Origin of the sequence: Nocardia araoensis NBRC 100135 (assembly GCF_000308435.1) — a bacterium.
Lineage (GTDB): Bacteria > Actinomycetota > Actinomycetes > Mycobacteriales > Mycobacteriaceae > Nocardia > Nocardia araoensis.
Genome location: NZ_BAFR01000114.1, coordinates 1 through 17,486, shown reverse-complemented (window position 1 = coordinate 17,486; position 17,486 = coordinate 1). Strand labels below are relative to the sequence as shown.

Sequence of the window (17,486 nt, the reverse complement as noted above, 5' to 3'; positions counted from 1 at the left end):
GTCACTTCCCTTCGAAGACGGGGGTACGGCGTTCGGCGAAGGCCGCGACGCCCTCTGCCCAGTCCCGGGTCGCCATCAACTCGAGGATGTGGCGCGGCTCGGCGGCGAGGGCGACGTCGAGGGGATCGTCGCGGCGCAGCGCTGCCTTCATCCGCGCCAGCGGCAACGGCGCTTTGGCCGCCAGCGATTCGGCGAGGCCACGCGCCGTGTCGAGAAGGATGTCGCCGGGAACCGACGCGTAGGCCAGGCCCCAGTCGAAAGCTCGTGTACCCGTGCATCGCTCGCCGAGGACCAGCAGATCGGTGGCTCGGCGCAAACCGATCAGCCGGGGCAGCCGATAGGTGACTCCGCCGCCGACGAATGTCCCGATGCTCACTTCGGGAAAGCCGATCTGCGCGTCCTCGGCCATGAGGAGAAAGTCCGCGCTCACGGCCAATTCGGCGCCCGCGCCGAGCGCGTAGCCCGCGACGGCGGCGATCACCGGCGTGTCCATGCGCTGGATCTGCTCGCATGCCCGCTGCGCGAGATCGAGGTAGTGGGCTTGCTCGGTCGGCGTCCGTGTGCCGGAGCGATGCGCTTTCAGGTCCGCGCCCGCGCAGAACGCGCGGCCTGCCCCATGGAGTATCACGCAGCGCACCGCCGGATCGGAATCGGCGACGACCAGGTGGCCGATCAACGCTTCATAGAGTTCTTCGCTGACCGCGTTGAGCCGCTCCGGGCGATTCAGCGTCAGCGTCGCGATCGGACCGGATCTGTTCACCAGCACCGTGGACATCTCGCTCACTTCCTCCTGCTCGGGGTCGAGGACCCAGACTATGCCATGAAACATTGCATTCCCAGTAATGGATGCAAATCGATTTGCATGCGGGAGTTCTGGAGGTGTTGCATGACCGACCATCAGTTACCCGGGTCACAGCCCACGGTCCTTGGGAGGCATCGTGCCCACCGCAATCCCTCATGCGGGAAACCTGAAGCACAGCATCAACACTCGTCAGCTCACGATGATCGGCATCGGCGGTGTCATCGGCGCGGGCTTGTTCGTCGGCAGCGGCACCGCGATCGCCGCCGCCGGGCCGGGCATCGTTCTGGCCTACCTGCTCACCGGCCTGGTCGTGATCCTGGTGATGCGCATGCTGGCCGAATTGGCCACGGCCAGTCCGGAAACCGGTTCGTTCTCGAGCTACGCCTCCCGCGAACTCGGGCCATGGGCCGGGCTGTCGGTCGGCTGGGTGTACAGCTACCACTGGTGCGTGACGGTCGCCTTCGAGGCCATCGCCGGTGGCGCGATCGCCAACCAGCTCTTACCCGCGGTGCCCACCTGGGCGTTCGCGCTGCTGTTCCTGAGCGCCCTGACCGGAGTCAATCTGGCCGCGGTGAGTTCGTTCGCGCGTTTCGAGTTCTGGTTCGCCCTGATCAAGGTCGCCGCGATCGTCGCCTTCATCGGCATCGGCATCGCCGCGATCTGCGGCGCGTTCCCGCACTACGCCGCGCCGGGCACGACGAACTTGCTGGACAGAGGCGGCCTGTTGCCCAACGGAGGCACTGCCCTGCTGGCCGCGTCGCTGACGGTCTTCTTCTCCTACTTCGGCACCGAACTGGTGACGATCGCCGCGGGTGAGGCGGCCGACCCGGTCGAGGCCGTGCGCGCGAGCATGCGCAGCGTCGCCGGGCGCATTCTGATCTTCTACGTGGGCTCGATACTGGTCGTGGTGACACTGTTGCCGTGGGACAGCGCCGAGATCACCGAAAGTCCGTACACCGCGGTGCTGAATCTGCTGGGCATCCCCGGCGCCCGGACCATCATGAACATCATCGTGCTCACCGCGGTGCTGTCGTGCCTGAACTCCGGGCTCTACTCCGCGTCGCGGATGCTGTTCTCCCTGGCCCAACGCGGAGAGGGACCGCGACCGTTGGGCCGGATCACCCGTTCCGGCGTGCCTGCGGCCGGGGTTCTCGCCGCCGCGAGCGCCGGATTCCTGGCCGTGGCCGCGAACTACTTCCTGCCCACCGGAGCGGTCTTCAGCTTTCTGCTCAGTTCGTCCGGCGCCGTCGCGGTGACGGTCTACCTGTGCATCTGCGCCACCTACATCGCCGGTCGGCGCAATCGCGCCGCCGCCGAATCCGCCACGCCACCGGTGCGGATGTGGGGGGCGTCTTACCTGCCGTGGCTCGTCTCGGTGACGTTGCTGGGCATCGTGGTGGGGATGGTGTTCGGCTCCGATACCCGGACGCCGCTGGCGCTGACCCTGGTGGTGACCGCCTTCGCCGTGGCAGCAGGGTTGCTCCACCAGCGTCGCGCCGACCGGAGTGCTGGGATGACGCCGGTGAAATAGCAGCGGCAGAGGGAATCAGAGATCGTCGGCGGCGTAAACGCCGAATTCGTCGAGCAGTCTCTCCTCCGCCAACAATGTCTCGCGAACCTCGTGGCCGAGCAGATGGGCCACCGCACTGGACAGCGCTTGGACGATCGACGTGAAGGCGGTCATCGAACGCAGCACGCTCGCACTCGACGCCTCGACGTAGAAGGTCTCGTGCGCCGCCACCGCCAGCGGCGAGACCGGGGTGTCGGTCATGGCCACGACGTGCGCGCCACGTCGGCGTGCCCACTGCGCCGCGCGGACGGTGTCCAGGCTGTAGCGATGGATCGATATGGCTACGAAGCAGTCCCCCGCGCGAACCCGACGCAGCTCGTCGGTCAGTGATCCCTTGGCCCCCGTCACGGTCACCACGTCCTCACGCAGCAAACCGAGCAGGTAGCCCAGCAGATAAGCCGGAGCGTGACATTTGCGCAGACCCATCACGTGCACTCGCGGCGCGCGCGCCAGCTGCGCGGCGACCGCATCCCAAGTGGCGTCCGCGATACTCGCGAAGGAGCGCGCGATGTTCGCTTGGTCCAGCACCACCTGGCTCTCCCGCACACCCGCGCCCTGCTCCACCACGTGCTCGAGGTTCTCGAAACGCCGCAGCAACTGCGCCTGCTCCTGCAGCCGCTCCTGGCAGAGGCGGGTCAACCCGGGATACCCCTTGAGTCCGAGACCGTTCGCGAACCGCACCACGGTGGCCTCGTTGACCGCGACCGCGCTCGCCAGGTCGGACACGGTCATGAAGGCCACCGCCTCCGGGTCCGACAGCACGCGCTCGGCCAGCTTCTTGTGCGAGGCCGACAGCGAACCCCACCTGGCGCGGATCTCGGTGACCAGCTGGTCGAACGTCGCCGGACCCGTCGCCGACTCCGCATTCGCGCCCACTGCGCCTCCTCCACCAGGTCGACCACGAATTCGTCCCCAATCTATCCGACCGGCTCGGTCGCCCCTTCGACTCCGACGACCGAGTCGGCGTCCCGACCGGGGTGGCCGCCGAGCCATCAGCTGGACGATCCGGTGTGCGGACTGCGGGATACGCCGAGTCGGTGCCCCTCTCGTTCGACACCGCCGATCCGCGGCAGATCGACAAAACGACCTGGCGCAATCCCCGGACCGGTGACATGGTCGACGTGACCTACTTCGACCTCGTCCCGGATCTGCCCGCACCATTGGAGGATCTGCGACTCTGCGCCGGCGCCCGGCCGAGCGAAGCGCCGAGAACAACTGCCTGATCGAAGCTTTCGTGGTGTGACTCGACGGGCACCCCGGCGCTGCTGCCCGCCCGGCTCAGCCCGGATTTCGCGGCGCTACCTCGGTTCGCCGGCTGACCGCGCCCACCACACATCGTCGATCTCGTCCGCCCCGCCTCACGCGCATGGCGGGGCCGGCGTCGCTACACCCGGATCAGGGCGTACTCAGCTCGGCAGCGAAAAGTTCACTCACCCGCTGCCAGGAATCCTCGGCGGCTCGCTTGTCGTAGACCTCGCGGCCGGGAAAGAAGAAGGCGTGCCGGGCCTCGGGATACACCACCACGTCGTGCCGGACACCCGCCGACGACAGCGCCGCACCGATCCGGTTCCGCTGATCGGCATCGATGATGTGGTCCTGCCCGGCGAAGAACAGCGCCAGCCGGGCGGTGATCCGCGACGTCGCCGCCAGCAGCGGGTCCGGAACACTCAACGCCGTGCCCGAGTCGGGCAGCCACCCCGGGTAGTAGATCGCGGCGGCGCGCAGCGGCAGCCGGGTCGCCGCGAAAAAGGTGACATGGCCGCCGAGGCTGAAGCCCAGCATGCCGATTCGGTCACCGGCCCCGGCATGTTCGCGGGCATGGTCGGCGGCGGCGCGCAGGTCCGCCTCGACACCGTCGCGGGTCAATCGGCCCAGCAGTTCGAACGCATGCGCGCGGTTGGCATCGTTCTCCTCGATCCCGGCAGAGGTCTCGGGACCGGAGCGGTGGTACAGATTCGGCGCGATCGCCACGTACCCCAGTGCGGCGACATCGCGCACGACGGCCCGAACCTCATCGGTCAGGCCCCACAACTCCGCTCCGACCAGGACGAGCGGATGATCACCCGCGCCCTCCGGCCGGGCGAGATACGCCGCCATGGGGGTTTCGTCGCCCTGAGGGATTTCGATCTGCTCGGCCGTGATCTCGTATGCCACAGGGCCACCCTATCCGCTTCGGACCTGCACCGCGCCAGGGCAAATCCCCTCCGGCACTGGGAAATCGGTCACACACGTGCCGTGGGACGATCGACTTTCTCGCCGGGACCGCGCATCCGGCCTGCCACTTCGATGCGTCGGGATCATCGCCGACCGCGCGTCCCGATACGTGGTCGCTCCGACCGGCGCGCAGGGCGTCCACAGCTCGCGCCCACGCTGCCAGAGCTGGCGAGTCTTCCGGTTGCGGCGTGGTCGCTGCTGCCCTGTAATGAGCGCGAGCACCCGCTGAAGCGGGCCGAGACCCAGGCGGACGGCGTGGCGGTCCGCCGACCGCTAGGAGTTCACGATGACGACCGGATACGTGTGGAACACCCTCTACGGGTGGGCCGACACCGGCAGCGGAAGTTTGTTCCCGTCCGACGCGACGGTCGGTCTCCAGCCGATCGGTCACCACCTCGCGCATCCCGACACCAAACGGCGTTTGCACGAGTTGGTCTCGGTGTCCGGATTGCTGGACAAGTTGCACTCGATCAAGGCCGAACCCGCCGACGACGCCGACATCTTGCGGGTGCACACCGCGCAACATCTGGAGCGGATCAAGGCCGAGAATCTGCAGCCGAAGGGCGGGGATGCCGGCGACGGCGTCTCGTCGTTCGGCAAGGGCGGATACGAGATCGCCGCGCTTTCCGCGGGCGGTGCGATCGCACTCGTGAAACAGGTGCTGGCGGGAACGGTCGACAATGGTTACGCGCTGGTCAATCCGCCGGGGCACCACGCAACCCGCGCCACCGGCATGGGCTTCTGCATCTTCAACAACGTCTCCATCGCCGCCGCCTACGCGAAAGACGTACTGGGCGTCGGGCGCATCGCCGTCGTGGACTGGGACGTCCACCACGGCAACGGCACCCAGGACATCTGGTACGAGGATCCGTCGGTGCTGACCATCTCGATCCACCAGCATCTGTGTTTCCCGCCGGATTCCGGTTACCGGGAGGAGCGCGGCGCGGGCGACGGATACGGGTACGCGATCAACGTGCCGCTCCCGCCGGGTAGCGGAGACGCCGCGTATCTCCATGCGATCGATCGAGTCGTCGAACCCGCGCTGCACGCCTTCGCGCCCGAGTTGATCATCGTCGCGTCCGGTTTCGACGCGAGCATTCTCGATCCGCTGGCTCGGCAAATGGTCACCAGCGGCGGTTTCCGGCACCTGACCCGCCGGATGCTGGACATCGCCGCAGCCGCCTCCGGCGGCCGGATCGCCTTCGTGCAGGAAGGCGGCTACAGCCCGCACTATGTCCCGTTCTGCGGGCTGGCGGTGCTGCGCGAACTGCTCGGCGAGCAGTTCCAGGACGACCCGTACACACCGATCGTCTCGACTCAAGGCGGGGACGTCCTCCTCGACCACGAGGCGGCCGCTATCGAAGCGGCCGCGGCCCTGGTCGCCGACCTCTGACCCCGATCCGTCGCCACCGGGGTGATGTCTGTCCGGCGCTGCCCGCAAGGGCTTGCGGCCCGGCGCTATTCGGTCCCGCTGTACCGGCGCGCCAGGCTCATACTGTGCTTGCGTGGACCAGGTGCGGCACCGAATCCACGGGCCGAGCGGTGGTTCCGACGCCATAGCTATCCAATAGCTCTGTCGCGGTGTGGTCCTCGACCCGCGTGAACCCGAAGGACAGCATGTCACGACGGATCTCCTCCGCCGTGAAGAAACTGACCCACGGCTCGCCTACCGCGGCGACTCGATCCGCGCGTGCCTGCCTGCCGTCGTCCGCGGCACCCTGCGGCGCCGAGGAAGGCGGATACAGGTAGTCGAAGACCACCTCCGCGGCCGCGCCGTGACCGGCGATGTAGCGCAAGGTGTCGTCGACGGATGCCCTGGTCAGGTACATGACAACGCCGAGCCAGATGAACAAGGCGTCGCCGGCGCGGTCCAGACCCGCCGCGGTCAATCCGGCGGCCAGCGTCGACTGTTCGAAGTCGATCGGGGCGAACGTCAGCGATGACGGGATCGCGATTCCGCTCTCGGCCAGCCTGCGCCGCTTCCATTCCTGGGTGTCGGGGTGATCGACCTCGAAGAATCGCACGTTCTCGTGGGTATTGCGGTAGGCGCTGGTATCCAGCCCCGCACCGAGGACGACCACCTGGTTCGTCCCCCTGGCGACCGCGGCCGCCACGACGTCGTCGGCGAAGCGGCTGCGCGCCGCGATGAACAAGCGCCGTCGACGAGCCAGATCCTGGTCGACACCTCGGTCGAATTCGTTGGTGCCGACGGCGGTTTCGCCGATGATCCGCAGGGCCAGCGGATCGGTGAACACCCGCGGATCGTCGGCGACCTGATGGTGGGCCCGCGCTCGCGCTACGGCCATGGCGGTTCTACTCGGTTCCCCGACCTGCATGCCGCCACCCTACCGACACTCCCTGATCCCCCGCGCCGGACGGTGAGCAGGACCGCTTGACGCATCGTCGAAAGTGGGAGAGCATTGCTCTCTAGAAAGAGCGGTTGTCACTGGAGGTAGTTGTGCTCGGCGTGGTCAAAGCGGTCAATCTCGGCCTGATGTTCCTGTTGGAGCTCAGCGTGCTGGGCAGCGCCGGATACTGGGGTTTCACCGTGAATGCGCAGTGGCCGATCAAGATCGCGGCGGGCATCGGCGCACCCCTGCTGCTGGCCGTACTGTGGGGACTGTTCGCCGCAGGCGGCGGAACGAATGCCACCTACCCATTGCACGGCTTCGCTCGGATGCTCTTCGAATTGGCCTGGTTCGGCACCGGCGCGTTGGCGTTGTACGCCGCCGCGTCACTCACCCCGGCCGCGATCCTGTTCGCCTGCTACCTCGTCAACGGCGCACTGCGCCTGGCATGGAACCAAGGGTGACGCGGCACTGAAGCGGCTCCGTGCCGCCTGCGGTCATGCGCCGCCCAGGTGGTGCACCGATCCCGGCCGACGCCGGATGATTGATGCCGCGCCGCAACACTATTCGGCGAGGGTGTCCTCGACGACGGTGTCCAGGTGCGTCGACAGATCATCGACCAGACGACCGAGCAGGCGAACGAGGTCGCGCTGATCGGACTTCGACCATCCGGACAGGGCCTGGTCGAACCATCCGTCGATGACTCGCAGGTAACGCCCGATCATCTTCTCGCCGGTCGAGGTGAGGGTGATCAATCGGGCGCGCTGGTCGTCCGGGTCCGGCACACGCTCCACCAAGCGGCGCCGCTCGAGACCGTTGAGCTGGCGCGTGACGTGCGGTCCGGCCACCTGCATCCGGGCCGCAATCTCCCCGACCCGCAATGGGCGCCCGGCGGATTCCAGGATCACCAGGATCGTCACCGCGGGTCGTTCCAGGGTGATTCCGGCCGCGGCAGTGGCTGTTTCGAACAACTGCCCGCGGCCCAGCGTATTGCTGAGCTGCGCCATGCGCGGCAGCAGGCCTTTCAGAGCTTTATCGTCGCTGCCCATTCACTCCCCTTGTTAGATACCTAAGTTAGGTATACAGTACTCGCATCCCATCCCCCTCGAGCGCATGGCATGCCGTCGCAAAAATAGATACCTAAGGTAGGTAGATGAAATGCAGACCCAAACCGATGTTCTCGTCGTCGGCGCAGGCCCGACCGGTCTGGCACTGGCGATCGACCTGGCCCGCCGTGGCGTCGACTACCGCATCGTCGACCGCGCCGCCGGGCCGAGCACCGCTTCGCGGGCCAAGACGATCCAGCCTCGGGCCTTGGAGGTGGCCGACGACCTCGGCGTGATCGATCGAGTACTGGAGCTGGGCCGGGTACATGTGCCGACCCGGCACTACCACCGTGACCGCGTGATCTCCGAGGCCGTGGAGGCCGCGCTGGGAGTGCGCGATCCTGGGGTTCCCTACGCGCCGGTGTGGTTGTCGCAGCCGCTGTTCGAGCAGATCCTGCGCGACCGGCTCGCCGAACTCGGCGGCCGGGTCGAATGGGGAACCGAGGTGAGCGCCGTCGCGCAGACAGTTGACGCCGTGATGGTGACCATGTCCACGCCCGTCGGCGACCGGCGCATGCGCGCCCGCTACGTCGTCGGCTGCGACGGTGGACGCAGTGTGGTGCGGGAGCGGATCGGTGCCACACTCGCCGGCGTGTCCTATGGCGAGCACCGCTGGTGGCTCGGCGATGTGCGGATCGAGGGCTTGGACAGTCACTGCCAGCACGTGTGGATGAGCCCCGAGCACGGGATCCTCTCGCTTTTCCCGCTGCCCAGTACCGATGTCTGGCAATTCCAGGCGTCCATTCCCGCCGACGACCCCGATCCGGCGGCGCCGACGCTCGGGCTGTTCCGCCGCCTGTTCGCCGAGCATTCCGGGCTGCGAGAGGTCCGCATCGAGGCTGCGGGGTGGTTGTCGCTGTACCGGATCAACGTCTGCCTGGCCGACCGTTACCGGGTCGGTCGGGTCTTCCTCGCCGGGGACGCCGCGCATGTCCACTCCCCCGCAGGCGGGCAGGGCATGAACACCGGCATCCAGGATGCCTACAACCTCGGCTGGAAAATCGCCGCCGTTCTCGACAGGGCCGACGAGACCCTCTTGGACACTTACGAAATCGAACGCCGCGCGGTCGCGCGGGCGGTTCTCGACGACAGCACCGACCGCCTGCACGCGCTCATGCACTCCGCGGGCAACGGCGACGGAGCGTCCGCCGTCCGCGGGCTCACCGACGATTTCACGACCGGGCTCACCATCGCCTACCCCGACAGCCCGCTCACCGCCCCCGGCCCGCGAGGCTGCCGCGTTCGTGCCGGTGACCGCGCTCCTGACGCCGTGGGTATCGACGCGTCGTCCGGTCGCGAAGTCCGGGTTTTCGATCTGCTGCGCGGCCCGCATCGGACCCTGCTCACCTTCGACCAGGGCAACGATCCCGGCAAGGTCCATGACCTCGACGACCTCCGCATCGACGCACCGCGAACGGTCCGGATCACCACCGATACAGCGGCTTCCGGGACCGACACTCTGATCGATGGAGACGGCAGTGTTCACCGCAACTACGACATCACCGGTAACACCGCGATACTCATCCGCCCCGACGGCTATATCGCAGCCCGCGTTCCGGTGACGAACCCATGATCGCGGGCGAACGGCAGGTCGGGGCGGCACGGCTCGGAGCAGACGCGGGGTGGCGTGGTCACGGCGAGACGGTCGACCGGCCCTCACCGGGCTACTCTCACCGCGCGCCGACACGGCTAGCCTGAACGGGTGGGAGCGGTCGGGCTCGAAGAGGACACCGGGTGGGTTTTCCACCGTCCGTCCGGTGTCGCGCCGATGGGCGGCACGGCGATGATCGGCTATGGGGCTCGTGGCGCGGGCGGATTGGACCTCCGGGTCACCGCGCTACCGGCGGTCACGGTGCTGATCGAGTTCGGGGAGAACGAACTGATCGTCGACAGCGCCGCGGGCCGGCAGGCATTCAGCGGCTTCGTCTCCGGGTTTCCGCACGGGACGATGCGTGTGCGCACCGAGCAGGCGCAATGCATCGAGGCGCGCTTGTCACCCCTGCAGGCCTACTCGTTGCCGAATATCGACCCGGCCGATCTGGGCCGCACGATCGTCGGCTTGGAGGATCTGTGGGGGCGCCGCGCGCTGTCGCTGCGTGAGCGGCTCGCGGACGCCGCGACGTGGGACGAGCGTTTCGCGCTGACGGTTTCCTTCCTGCGGCAATGCGTGGAGCCGACCCGGACGCCGGACCCGGAAGTCGTCGCCAGCTGGCAACGCATCGTCGCCGGCCGAGGGCAGGTCCTGGTCGGCGAGCTCGCCGAATCCTGCGGGTGGAGCCGCAAGCGGCTGTGGTCGAGGTTCGAAGCCCAGATCGGACTGACCCCCAAGCGGGCGGCGATGCTGGTCCGGTTCCGGCACGCGGTCGAAGGCCTGCTGGCCGGCTTTCCTGCCGCCGACGTCGCGGTGACCTGCGGCTACACCGACCAGTCGCATCTGTGCCGGGACGTGTCGAGCTTCGCGGAGGTGACACCGGGTGCGCTGACGGCGGAGCCGCTCACCGCGATTTCGCGGCACCGCTACCGAGCGTGGGGATCATTCTTCCGGTGAGCGCCTTCGGCGTTCGGCGCCGCGCCTGCACGAGCCCGGGCCAGAGCACGAATAGCGAAGGCGTGCCCGTCAAGCGACCAGCATCTCGCTCGACGCCTGCCACAGCGATCTCACCCCGTCCCGGAGCCCGGGCACTGCACCGCGTCCTCGGTGTGGATTGCCACTGACGGGTGCCCCCGGTCCGAGCGGAGCATTCCGACGGCGGGTGCGGCCGACGCGAGGGCCGTCGCCCATTTCGATCTCCGTGACCGTAATGCTGGTCGTACCGGAGCGGACGTGGTTTCCTCTCACCCGGTCGTCCGATTCGAGCGAAAGGCCCTGGCATGTCCGCCGACCACACAGCCGGTATCGCGGCCGTCGCACGGGTAGTCGAGTTCGCCGGCCACCTCGGTGCGGGGATCGACGGCGTCCGGTGGCCGGGACGCGAACATCGTCGCGAGCCCGTCACACGGGCGACATAACCCGTGCGCGTGACCGGAGGACTCGTGGCTGTAAGAGAATCGGTTACGGTCGAAAAGGAACGTGAATTCGGCCGTGCGACGATTCGCCTTCCACGCACCGCCGGAAATCGAACCCGCGACATTCGCGAATTTTCGACGGTTCGCGCGGATCCGCCCGGACAGGTACCGATCGCTCTTCGGCTGACGATGGGAATCCCGTGAATTTGTGGAGCTATATCCGGGGACGGGGCGAAGTCCTGGCTTTCCTCACCTATCAGCACGCCTCCCTGGCCTTCCAGACAGTTCTGGTCGGAACTGTCGTCGCCGTCCTCATCGCGGTGGCGGTCTACCGGCTCCCGCTGCTGTCCGCGCTTTCGCTGACCTCCAGCCGGGTCGCGTTGACGATCCCTTCGCTGGCATTGCTGGCGATTCTGCTGGTCCCGTTCGGGTTGGGCGTGGTCCCGTCGTTCGTGATGCTGGCGTTCTTCGCCGCGTTGCCCGTGGTCGGCAATGCGATCGTGGGATTGCGGTCGGTGCCCGCCTCGGTCGTGGAATCCGCCCGCGGAATCGGCCTTTCGCGCCGGCGGATATTGCTGACCGTGGAATTGCCGATCGCCTGGCCGGTGATCCTCACCGGTATCAGGGTGTCCACTCAGATGATCGTCGGCGTGGCCGCCATCGTCGCCTACGTCCTCGGGCCGGGTCTCGGCTCGCTGATCTTCAACGGCCTTTCCCGCCTCGGTGGCGCGAACTCCCTGGAGATGGCGCTCACCGGAACCATCCTCATCGTCATCGTCGCGCTGGTGTTCGACGCACTCCTCGTCCTGCTCGGACGCCTCACGATCGCGAAGGGACTGTCATGACCTCCGAGGTGACCAACGCGCCCGCGACGCCGCAACGCCATGTGACCGGCGCGTCCATCACGCTGGACTCGGTCGTCAAGCGCTACAAAGGCCAGGACAAGCCCGCGGTGCGGCGCCTCGATCTGGAGATCGAGGCGGGAGACATCGTCGCGTTCGTCGGCCCATCCGGGTGCGGCAAGACCACCACGCTGAAGATGATCAACCGCTTGATCGAGCCGACCGAGGGCCGCATCTTCATCGGCGGCCGCGACGTCACCAGGGAGGACCCCGACAAGCTCCGGCAGTCGATCGGGTACGTCATCCAGTCCGGTGGACTGTTCCCCCATTGGACGGTCGCCAAGAACATCGGCGCCATCCCCCGGGTGCTCGGGTGGGACAAGAAACGGATCGCCGAACGCACCGAGTACCTGCTCGATCTGGTCGGTCTCGATCCCGCCGCCTTCGCCGACCGGCTGCCGAAGGACATGTCCGGCGGACAGCAGCAGCGGGTCGGCGTCGCGCGGGCGCTCGCCGCGGACCCGCCGGTTCTGCTCATGGACGAGCCGTTCGGCGCGGTCGATCCGATCACCCGGGTTCGCCTGCAGGACAGCCTGATCGCGATCCAACAGGAACTCGGCAAGACCATCGTGATCGTCACCCACGACTTCGAGGAGGCCACCAAGCTCGGCGACAAGGTCCTCATCCTGTCCGAGGGCGGTCAGGTCGAGCAGTACGCGAGCCCGGAGGAGATCCTCACCGATCCGGCCACGCCGTTCGTGGAGGAGTTCGTCGGCTCCGGCGCGAAGCTGGCGTATCTGACCGTGTCGCGGGTGCGCGACGTAGCCTACGACGAAGTGATCACCGTGCGGATCGGCGAATCGGCCCGCGACGTGATCGAGCGCGCCGAGGCCGCCGGACAGACCTGGGTCGTCGTCGTGGACGAGGCCGGGCGGCCGCGGTCGTGGCCTTCGCTCGCGGAGCTGGCGACCAAACCGGAGGTCTCCGACTACCTCGATCGACGGTTGCCCGTCGTCGCACGATCCTCGACGCTCAACGACGCGCTCGACGCCATGCTCGCCACCAGCCAAGGCGCCGCCCTGGTCACCGACGGCCGCGGCGCGGTGCTCGGCTCGCTGAGCATCGACACGGTCACCGAGGTGATCCGGACCAAGCTCGCCGAGGGGCGCGCCGACGAGGCCGATCTCTCCTACGCCACCTACGTCGACGGAACCGACCCGGCGCCGACACCGGTGGTCGCCGCCGACGAGGAACTGGGATCGGACGAGCCGTCATGACTCGCCTGCGCCGCGTGCCGATCGACGTGTGGTTCGAGCCGATCGTCATCCTCGTCGTCGCCGTCGGATACGTCCTCTGGTATCGGTCGACGACGTTCACCGCGACCGAGCAGGCGTCCCTGGGCTGGGACAACCTGCAGAACACGATCGTCCGGCACATCGAGTTGACCGTGGTGGCCACAGTGATCGTGGTGGTCGTCGCGATTCCGCTCGGCATCGCGCTGACCCGCCCGGCGTTGCGGCGGCTCGAGCCCGTCGTGGTCAATCTCGCCAATATCGGGCAGGCCGCGCCCGCGGTCGGATTGCTCGTGCTGTTCACCTTCTGGCTGGGCACCGGATTCCGCACGGCGATCGTCGGCCTCGTCGTGTACGCGGTGCTGCCCATCCTGCAGAACACGATCGTCGGGCTCAGGCAGGTCGATCAGCGCACCATTGAGGCGTCCCGCGGCATCGGGTTTTCCGCCGCGCGCACACTGGTGCAGGTCGAGCTGCCGCTCGCGGTGCCGGTGATCCTCAACGGGGTGCGCACGGCGCTGGTGATCCTGGTCGGAACCGCCACGCTGAGCACGTTCATCGGCGCGACCAGCCTCGGCACGCTGATCACCACCGGCGTCACCCTCTTCCTGCCCAAACTGCTGGTCTCCGGCGCGATCCTGGTCGGACTCCTGGCGTTGATCATCGACTGGCTCGGCAGGCTCGTCGAGCTCGCGGCGACCCCACGAGGTGTCTCATGAGATCGCCACGAGCCCGGCTGGTCACCCTGCTCTGCGCACTCGTCGTATCGACGGCGGCGCTCGCCGGGTGCGGTCTGGTGAGTTCGTCGGGAACCTTCCACGACGCGCGCCTGCCCGGCGGTGACCGGCCGGTGGACGGCGCCGAGCTGGTCGTCACCTCGAAGAGCTTCACCGAGGGCGTGCTGCTCGGCAAGATCACCGCGACCTACCTCGCCGCGGCGGGCGCGAAGGTCACCGACCTGACCGGGGCGCCGGGGTCGGCCTCGTCCCGGCAGGCCCAGCTGAACGGCGACGCCGATGTGCTCTGGGAGTACACCGGCACCGGCTGGGTCAACTATCACAACCAGACCGAGACGATCTCCGACCCGGCCGAGCTCTGGCAGCGTGTCCACGACATCGAGAAGCGCGACCACGATCTGGAGTGGCTGCCGCCGGCGAGGTTCAACGACACGTACGCCTTCGGTGCGTCCACGCCGACCGCCGAACGCCTGCAGGTGAAATCGCTGTCGGATGTGGCCGCTCTGCCGGTGCCCGACCGGACTTTCTGCGTCGACGACGAATTCTTCAGCCGCTCGGACGGTTTCCTTCCGATGCTGCAGAAATACGGAATCCCGTACAACGATCCGAACGGTGTCCCGTCCGGCAACGTCACGCGGATGGACGCCGGTGTGGTCTACCCGGCCACGGCCAAGAGCGCCCCGTGCAATTTCGGCATGATCTACACCACCGACGGCCGGGTCAAGAACCTCAACCTGGTGGTACTCGACGACGACCGGAAGTTCTTCCTGCCCTACAGCGGCACGGCCGTCGTGCGCGGGCCGGTCATCGATCGCTACCCGCAATTGCGGGCCCTGCTCGGAACGATCTCCGAGCACCTCACCGATGAGCTGATGCAGGATCTCAACGGTCGCGTCGACATCGACGGCGAGGACCCCGCCGACGTCGCCTATGACTGGCTGAAGAGCGAGAAGCTGGTCGAGTAGGGCGGGAACCCCCCTTCCACCTTCAACCTATAGCGCACCCGGGGGCTTGCCGCAAGACCCGGGTCATCCCGCAGAATCGCTGGCTGCGGCGCCGCTGCTCGACGTGCTCGGGCGAGAGGCGGCGTCCGCGCGGGATCGTGGAGCCGAGAAACGGGAGGGCCTGTGTCAACTCAGGGGTACGAGGACGAATTGCGGTCCGAGCGGAGCTATGTTGCCGGGCTCTACGCACGGCTCGACGCCGAGCGCGCGCGAGCGAAGAGCGGGTACACCGCGGCCTTGCGCGGAAACGGCGGCACGCCGATGGAGCGGGATGTCGAGGTCCGCACGCTGGCCAGGGAAGTGAAGCGGCTGGACGTGGCGGACAACGGGCTGTGTTTCGGGCGGTTGGACGCACTGTCGGGCGAACAGTCGTACATCGGCCGGATCGGCCTGTTCGACGCGGACAACGAGTACGAACCGTTGCTGCTCGACTGGCGAGCGCCCGCGGCGCGCGCGTTCTACGTCGCCACCGCCGCCAGCCCGGAGAACATGCGCCGACGCAGGCAGTTCCACACCCGTGGGCGCCGAGTGATCGATTTCACCGACGAGATCCTCGGTCGTCCCGGCGGCGGTGAGCGAGGCGACGCGGCGCTGCTCGCGGCGGTCAACGCCCCGCGCGGCGAGGGAATGCGCGACATCGTGGCGACAATCCAGGCCGAACAGGACGAGATCATTCGGCTCGATCACCCGGGCGTGCTCGTCATCGAGGGTGGCCCGGGTACCGGCAAGACCGTCGTGGCGCTGCACCGCGTCGCGTACCTGCTCTACACCCAGCGGGAGCGGATGGAACGCAACGGTGTTCTCGTGGTCGGCCCCAATCCGGCGTTCCTGAACCACATCGGCCGTGTTCTGCCGTCGCTGGGCGAGACGAACGTCGTGTTCACGACCACCGGCGACCTGGTGCCCGGACTGCACGTCACCGCCGAGGACGACCCGGAGGTCGCGCGGCGCAAAGGCGCGCTGCGGATCCTGGACGTACTCGCGGCGGCAGTGGCCGATCGGCAGCGGCTGCCGGACCATCCGGTGTCGATCGAATTGTCCGACGTCACCGTGCGAATCGACGCCGAGACGGCGCAGTGGGGCCGGGAGGAGGCGCGTGCGAGCGGGCTGCCGCACAACGAGGCTCGCGCCGTGTTCGCCGAGATCGTCGCGTGGGTGCTCACCGAGCGGGCGATAGCTCGCATCGGCCGGGGCTGGCTGACCCGGGAGGACCGCGAAGCATGGGAGAACGTGCGGTCGGACCTGCGCGCCGAGCTCGCGGACAACGACCGGTTCGCCGCCGCGCTCGACGAACTCTGGCCGATCCTGACGCCGGAGACACTGTTGGCCGAGCTCTACGAGTCCCCGGAACGACTGGCGGCGGCGGGCGCCCACCCGACGCTCCTGCGCCCGGACGGCGATGCCTGGACGGTGTCGGATGTGCCCCTGCTCGACGAATTGGTCGATCTACTCGGGCGTGAGAAGCCGGACGACGACGCCACCGAGCGGGAGCAGAAGGCCCAGGCCGAGTACGCGGCGGGTGTGCTGGACATCCTCGTCGGCCGGGAGGACATGATGGACGACGAGGACCACTTGTTCGCCCAGGACCTGCTCTACGCGGAGGACCTGGCGGACCGCTTCATCGAGCGCGACACCCGGGAGCTCGCCGAACGCGCTGCGGCGGACCGGGATTGGACCTACCGGCACATCGTGGTGGACGAAGCCCAGGAACTGTCCGAAATGGACTGGCGGGTGCTGATGCGGCGCTGCCCGGGCCGCTCCTTCACGATCGTCGGTGATCTCGCCCAGCGCCGGTCGGCCGCCGGAGCGACCTCGTGGGGGGCGATGCTGGAGCCGTACGTGCCCGGCCGGTGGGTCTACCGATCGTTGACGGTGAACTACCGCACCCCGGCGGAGATCATGTCCGTCGCCGCCGAGGTGCTCGCCGAGTTCGCGCCCGGCGTCCAGCCGCCGGAGTCGGTCCGCGCGTGCGGCGTGCGGCCGTGGTCCAGGCGGGTCACCGGGGACGAAATGAGCACGGCCATCGACGAATTCGTACGCGGGGAGGCCGAACGCGAGGGCACCAGCGTCGTCATCGGGCCGCCGGATGTACCGGGCGCGCTGGCGGCTTCGGAGACCAAGGGCCTGGAGTACGACGCCGTCCTGGTCGTGGAGCCGGAACGAATCCTGGCCGACGGCCCCCGCGGGGCCGCCGAGCTCTACGTCGCCCTCACCCGCGCCACCCAACGTCTCGGCGTGCTGCACCTGGGCCCGCTGCCGCAGGCGCTGGCCGGCCTCGCCGAGATCGGGGCTCCCGTGGGGGCCGTGGATCACGGGCGGACGTAACGATTCCGGGGGCCACCTCGAGCGGCTTCGACCAGCGATCGGACGGCGAATGGTCGTCTTTCCCGGCGGGTGGCGCTAACCCGCCGGGTAGAAGACGAACAGGGTGCAACCGGTCGTGGTCGCGGGCACGTGCCACGATCCGGCCGGGGCGTGCAGGAACGTCCCGGCCGGGTAGTCGCGCGCGCCGTCGTTGAACGTGCCCGCGACCACGTAGACCTCCTCCGGGCCCGGCTCGTGGAC

The 17,486-nt window shown here is 68.2% G+C and carries 17 protein-coding genes; 11 read left to right on the top strand and 6 right to left on the bottom strand.

All coding sequences use genetic code 11. The annotated features are described in order from the left end of the window. Nucleotide 1: 1 nt before the first annotated feature. Entirely contained in the window at nucleotides 2–829 is an 828-nt protein-coding gene (locus tag ON21_RS14965) for an enoyl-CoA hydratase/isomerase family protein (RefSeq protein ID WP_218004089.1), read from the bottom strand. Between the two features lie 109 nt (nucleotides 830–938). Here ON21_RS14965 and ON21_RS14960 point away from each other — a divergent pair, with 109 nt between their 5' ends. After that, nucleotides 939–2,333 (top strand): amino acid permease, encoded by a 1,395-nt coding sequence (locus ON21_RS14960; RefSeq protein WP_245562609.1) that lies wholly within the window; start codon nucleotides 939–941, stop codon nucleotides 2,331–2,333. Between the two features lie 15 nt (nucleotides 2,334–2,348). On the opposite strand, the gene ON21_RS14955 is transcribed toward ON21_RS14960, so the two are convergent. Further along, the gene (locus tag ON21_RS14955; protein WP_039798519.1) at nucleotides 2,349–3,248 is read right to left on the bottom strand and encodes a MurR/RpiR family transcriptional regulator; all 900 of its coding nucleotides are present in this window, start codon (nucleotides 3,246–3,248) and stop codon (nucleotides 2,349–2,351) included. Nucleotides 3,249–3,382: 134 nt separating this feature from the next. On the opposite strand from ON21_RS14955, the gene ON21_RS14950 reads away from it, so the two are divergent. Further along, on the top strand, nucleotides 3,383–3,595 hold the full coding sequence (locus ON21_RS14950) for a hypothetical protein (RefSeq protein WP_051020818.1): 213 nt from the start codon (nucleotides 3,383–3,385) through the stop codon (nucleotides 3,593–3,595). Between the two features lie 172 nt (nucleotides 3,596–3,767). Here ON21_RS14950 and ON21_RS14945 read toward each other — a convergent pair whose 3' ends face one another. After that, the gene (locus ON21_RS14945; RefSeq protein WP_039798518.1) at nucleotides 3,768–4,526 is read right to left on the bottom strand and encodes a dienelactone hydrolase family protein; all 759 of its coding nucleotides are present in this window, start codon (nucleotides 4,524–4,526) and stop codon (nucleotides 3,768–3,770) included. Between the two features lie 346 nt (nucleotides 4,527–4,872). Between ON21_RS14945 and ON21_RS14940 the strand changes: the two genes are divergently transcribed. Further along, complete coding sequence (locus ON21_RS14940) at nucleotides 4,873–5,979, top strand: histone deacetylase-like amidohydrolase (protein ID WP_039798517.1); 1,107 nt, start codon at nucleotides 4,873–4,875, stop codon at nucleotides 5,977–5,979. Nucleotides 5,980–6,076: 97 nt separating this feature from the next. Here the strand turns inward: ON21_RS14940 and ON21_RS14935 are convergent, their stop codons facing one another. Then, on the bottom strand, nucleotides 6,077–6,892 hold the full coding sequence (locus tag ON21_RS14935) for a class I SAM-dependent methyltransferase (protein WP_245562608.1): 816 nt from the start codon (nucleotides 6,890–6,892) through the stop codon (nucleotides 6,077–6,079). Nucleotides 6,893–7,026: 134 nt separating this feature from the next. Here ON21_RS14935 and ON21_RS14930 point away from each other — a divergent pair, with 134 nt between their 5' ends. Beyond that, nucleotides 7,027–7,398: a YrdB family protein gene (locus ON21_RS14930; protein WP_245562607.1), complete on the top strand. Its 372-nt coding sequence runs from the start codon at nucleotides 7,027–7,029 to the stop codon at nucleotides 7,396–7,398. 99 nt (nucleotides 7,399–7,497) lie between these two features. Here the strand turns inward: ON21_RS14930 and ON21_RS14925 are convergent, their stop codons facing one another. Next, the gene (locus ON21_RS14925) at nucleotides 7,498–7,983 is read right to left on the bottom strand and encodes a MarR family winged helix-turn-helix transcriptional regulator (protein WP_039798514.1); all 486 of its coding nucleotides are present in this window, start codon (nucleotides 7,981–7,983) and stop codon (nucleotides 7,498–7,500) included. A 109-nt stretch (nucleotides 7,984–8,092) separates the two neighbouring features. Between ON21_RS14925 and ON21_RS14920 the strand changes: the two genes are divergently transcribed. The 7 genes from ON21_RS14920 to helR all read left to right on the top strand — a co-directional run bounded on the left by ON21_RS14920 (nucleotide 8,093) and on the right by helR (nucleotide 17,246). After that, nucleotides 8,093–9,613, top strand: a complete 1,521-nt coding sequence (locus ON21_RS14920) for an FAD-dependent monooxygenase (RefSeq protein WP_051020817.1) — start codon at nucleotides 8,093–8,095, stop codon at nucleotides 9,611–9,613. A gap of 129 nt (nucleotides 9,614–9,742) precedes the next feature. After that, nucleotides 9,743–10,588, top strand: coding sequence for a helix-turn-helix transcriptional regulator (locus tag ON21_RS14915; RefSeq protein WP_039798513.1), 846 nt, complete (start codon nucleotides 9,743–9,745; stop codon nucleotides 10,586–10,588). A gap of 658 nt (nucleotides 10,589–11,246) precedes the next feature. Next, the gene (locus tag ON21_RS14910) at nucleotides 11,247–11,891 is read left to right on the top strand and encodes an ABC transporter permease (protein WP_039798512.1); all 645 of its coding nucleotides are present in this window, start codon (nucleotides 11,247–11,249) and stop codon (nucleotides 11,889–11,891) included. Further along, nucleotides 11,888–13,165 (top strand): ATP-binding cassette domain-containing protein, encoded by a 1,278-nt coding sequence (locus ON21_RS14905; protein WP_039798511.1) that lies wholly within the window; start codon nucleotides 11,888–11,890, stop codon nucleotides 13,163–13,165. The genes ON21_RS14910 and ON21_RS14905 overlap by 4 nt, the downstream gene beginning before the upstream one ends. Continuing rightward, nucleotides 13,162–13,899: an ABC transporter permease gene (locus ON21_RS14900; protein WP_039798510.1), complete on the top strand. Its 738-nt coding sequence runs from the start codon at nucleotides 13,162–13,164 to the stop codon at nucleotides 13,897–13,899. The genes ON21_RS14905 and ON21_RS14900 overlap by 4 nt, the downstream gene beginning before the upstream one ends. Continuing rightward, nucleotides 13,896–14,882 (top strand): glycine betaine ABC transporter substrate-binding protein, encoded by a 987-nt coding sequence (locus tag ON21_RS14895; RefSeq protein ID WP_039798509.1) that lies wholly within the window; start codon nucleotides 13,896–13,898, stop codon nucleotides 14,880–14,882. The genes ON21_RS14900 and ON21_RS14895 overlap by 4 nt, the downstream gene beginning before the upstream one ends. A gap of 162 nt (nucleotides 14,883–15,044) precedes the next feature. After that, entirely contained in the window at nucleotides 15,045–17,246 is a 2,202-nt protein-coding gene (gene helR, locus ON21_RS14890) for an RNA polymerase recycling motor ATPase HelR (protein WP_174372169.1), read from the top strand. 75 nt (nucleotides 17,247–17,321) lie between these two features. Here helR and ON21_RS35845 read toward each other — a convergent pair. Beyond that, a partial coding sequence (locus ON21_RS35845; RefSeq protein ID WP_174372168.1) for a cupin domain-containing protein occupies nucleotides 17,322–17,486 on the bottom strand: 165 nt, incomplete at its 5' end.

Excerpts from the sequence above, each read along its gene's own strand:
- ON21_RS14965 (WP_218004089.1), bottom strand. The coding sequence starts at position 829 with ATGTTTCATGGCATAGTCTGGGTCCTCGACCCCGAGCAGGAGGAAGTG.
- ON21_RS14935 (WP_245562608.1), bottom strand. The coding sequence starts at position 6,892 with ATGGCCGTAGCGCGAGCGCGGGCCCACCATCAGGTCGCCGACGATCCG.
- ON21_RS14905 (WP_039798511.1), top strand. The coding sequence starts at position 11,888 with ATGACCTCCGAGGTGACCAACGCGCCCGCGACGCCGCAACGCCATGTG.
- ON21_RS14895 (WP_039798509.1), top strand. The coding sequence starts at position 13,896 with ATGAGATCGCCACGAGCCCGGCTGGTCACCCTGCTCTGCGCACTCGTC.
- ON21_RS14925 (WP_039798514.1), bottom strand. The coding sequence starts at position 7,983 with ATGGGCAGCGACGATAAAGCTCTGAAAGGCCTGCTGCCGCGCATGGCG.
- ON21_RS14920 (WP_051020817.1), top strand. The coding sequence starts at position 8,093 with ATGCAGACCCAAACCGATGTTCTCGTCGTCGGCGCAGGCCCGACCGGT.
- ON21_RS14900 (WP_039798510.1), top strand. The coding sequence starts at position 13,162 with ATGACTCGCCTGCGCCGCGTGCCGATCGACGTGTGGTTCGAGCCGATC.
- ON21_RS14940 (WP_039798517.1), top strand. The coding sequence starts at position 4,873 with ATGACGACCGGATACGTGTGGAACACCCTCTACGGGTGGGCCGACACC.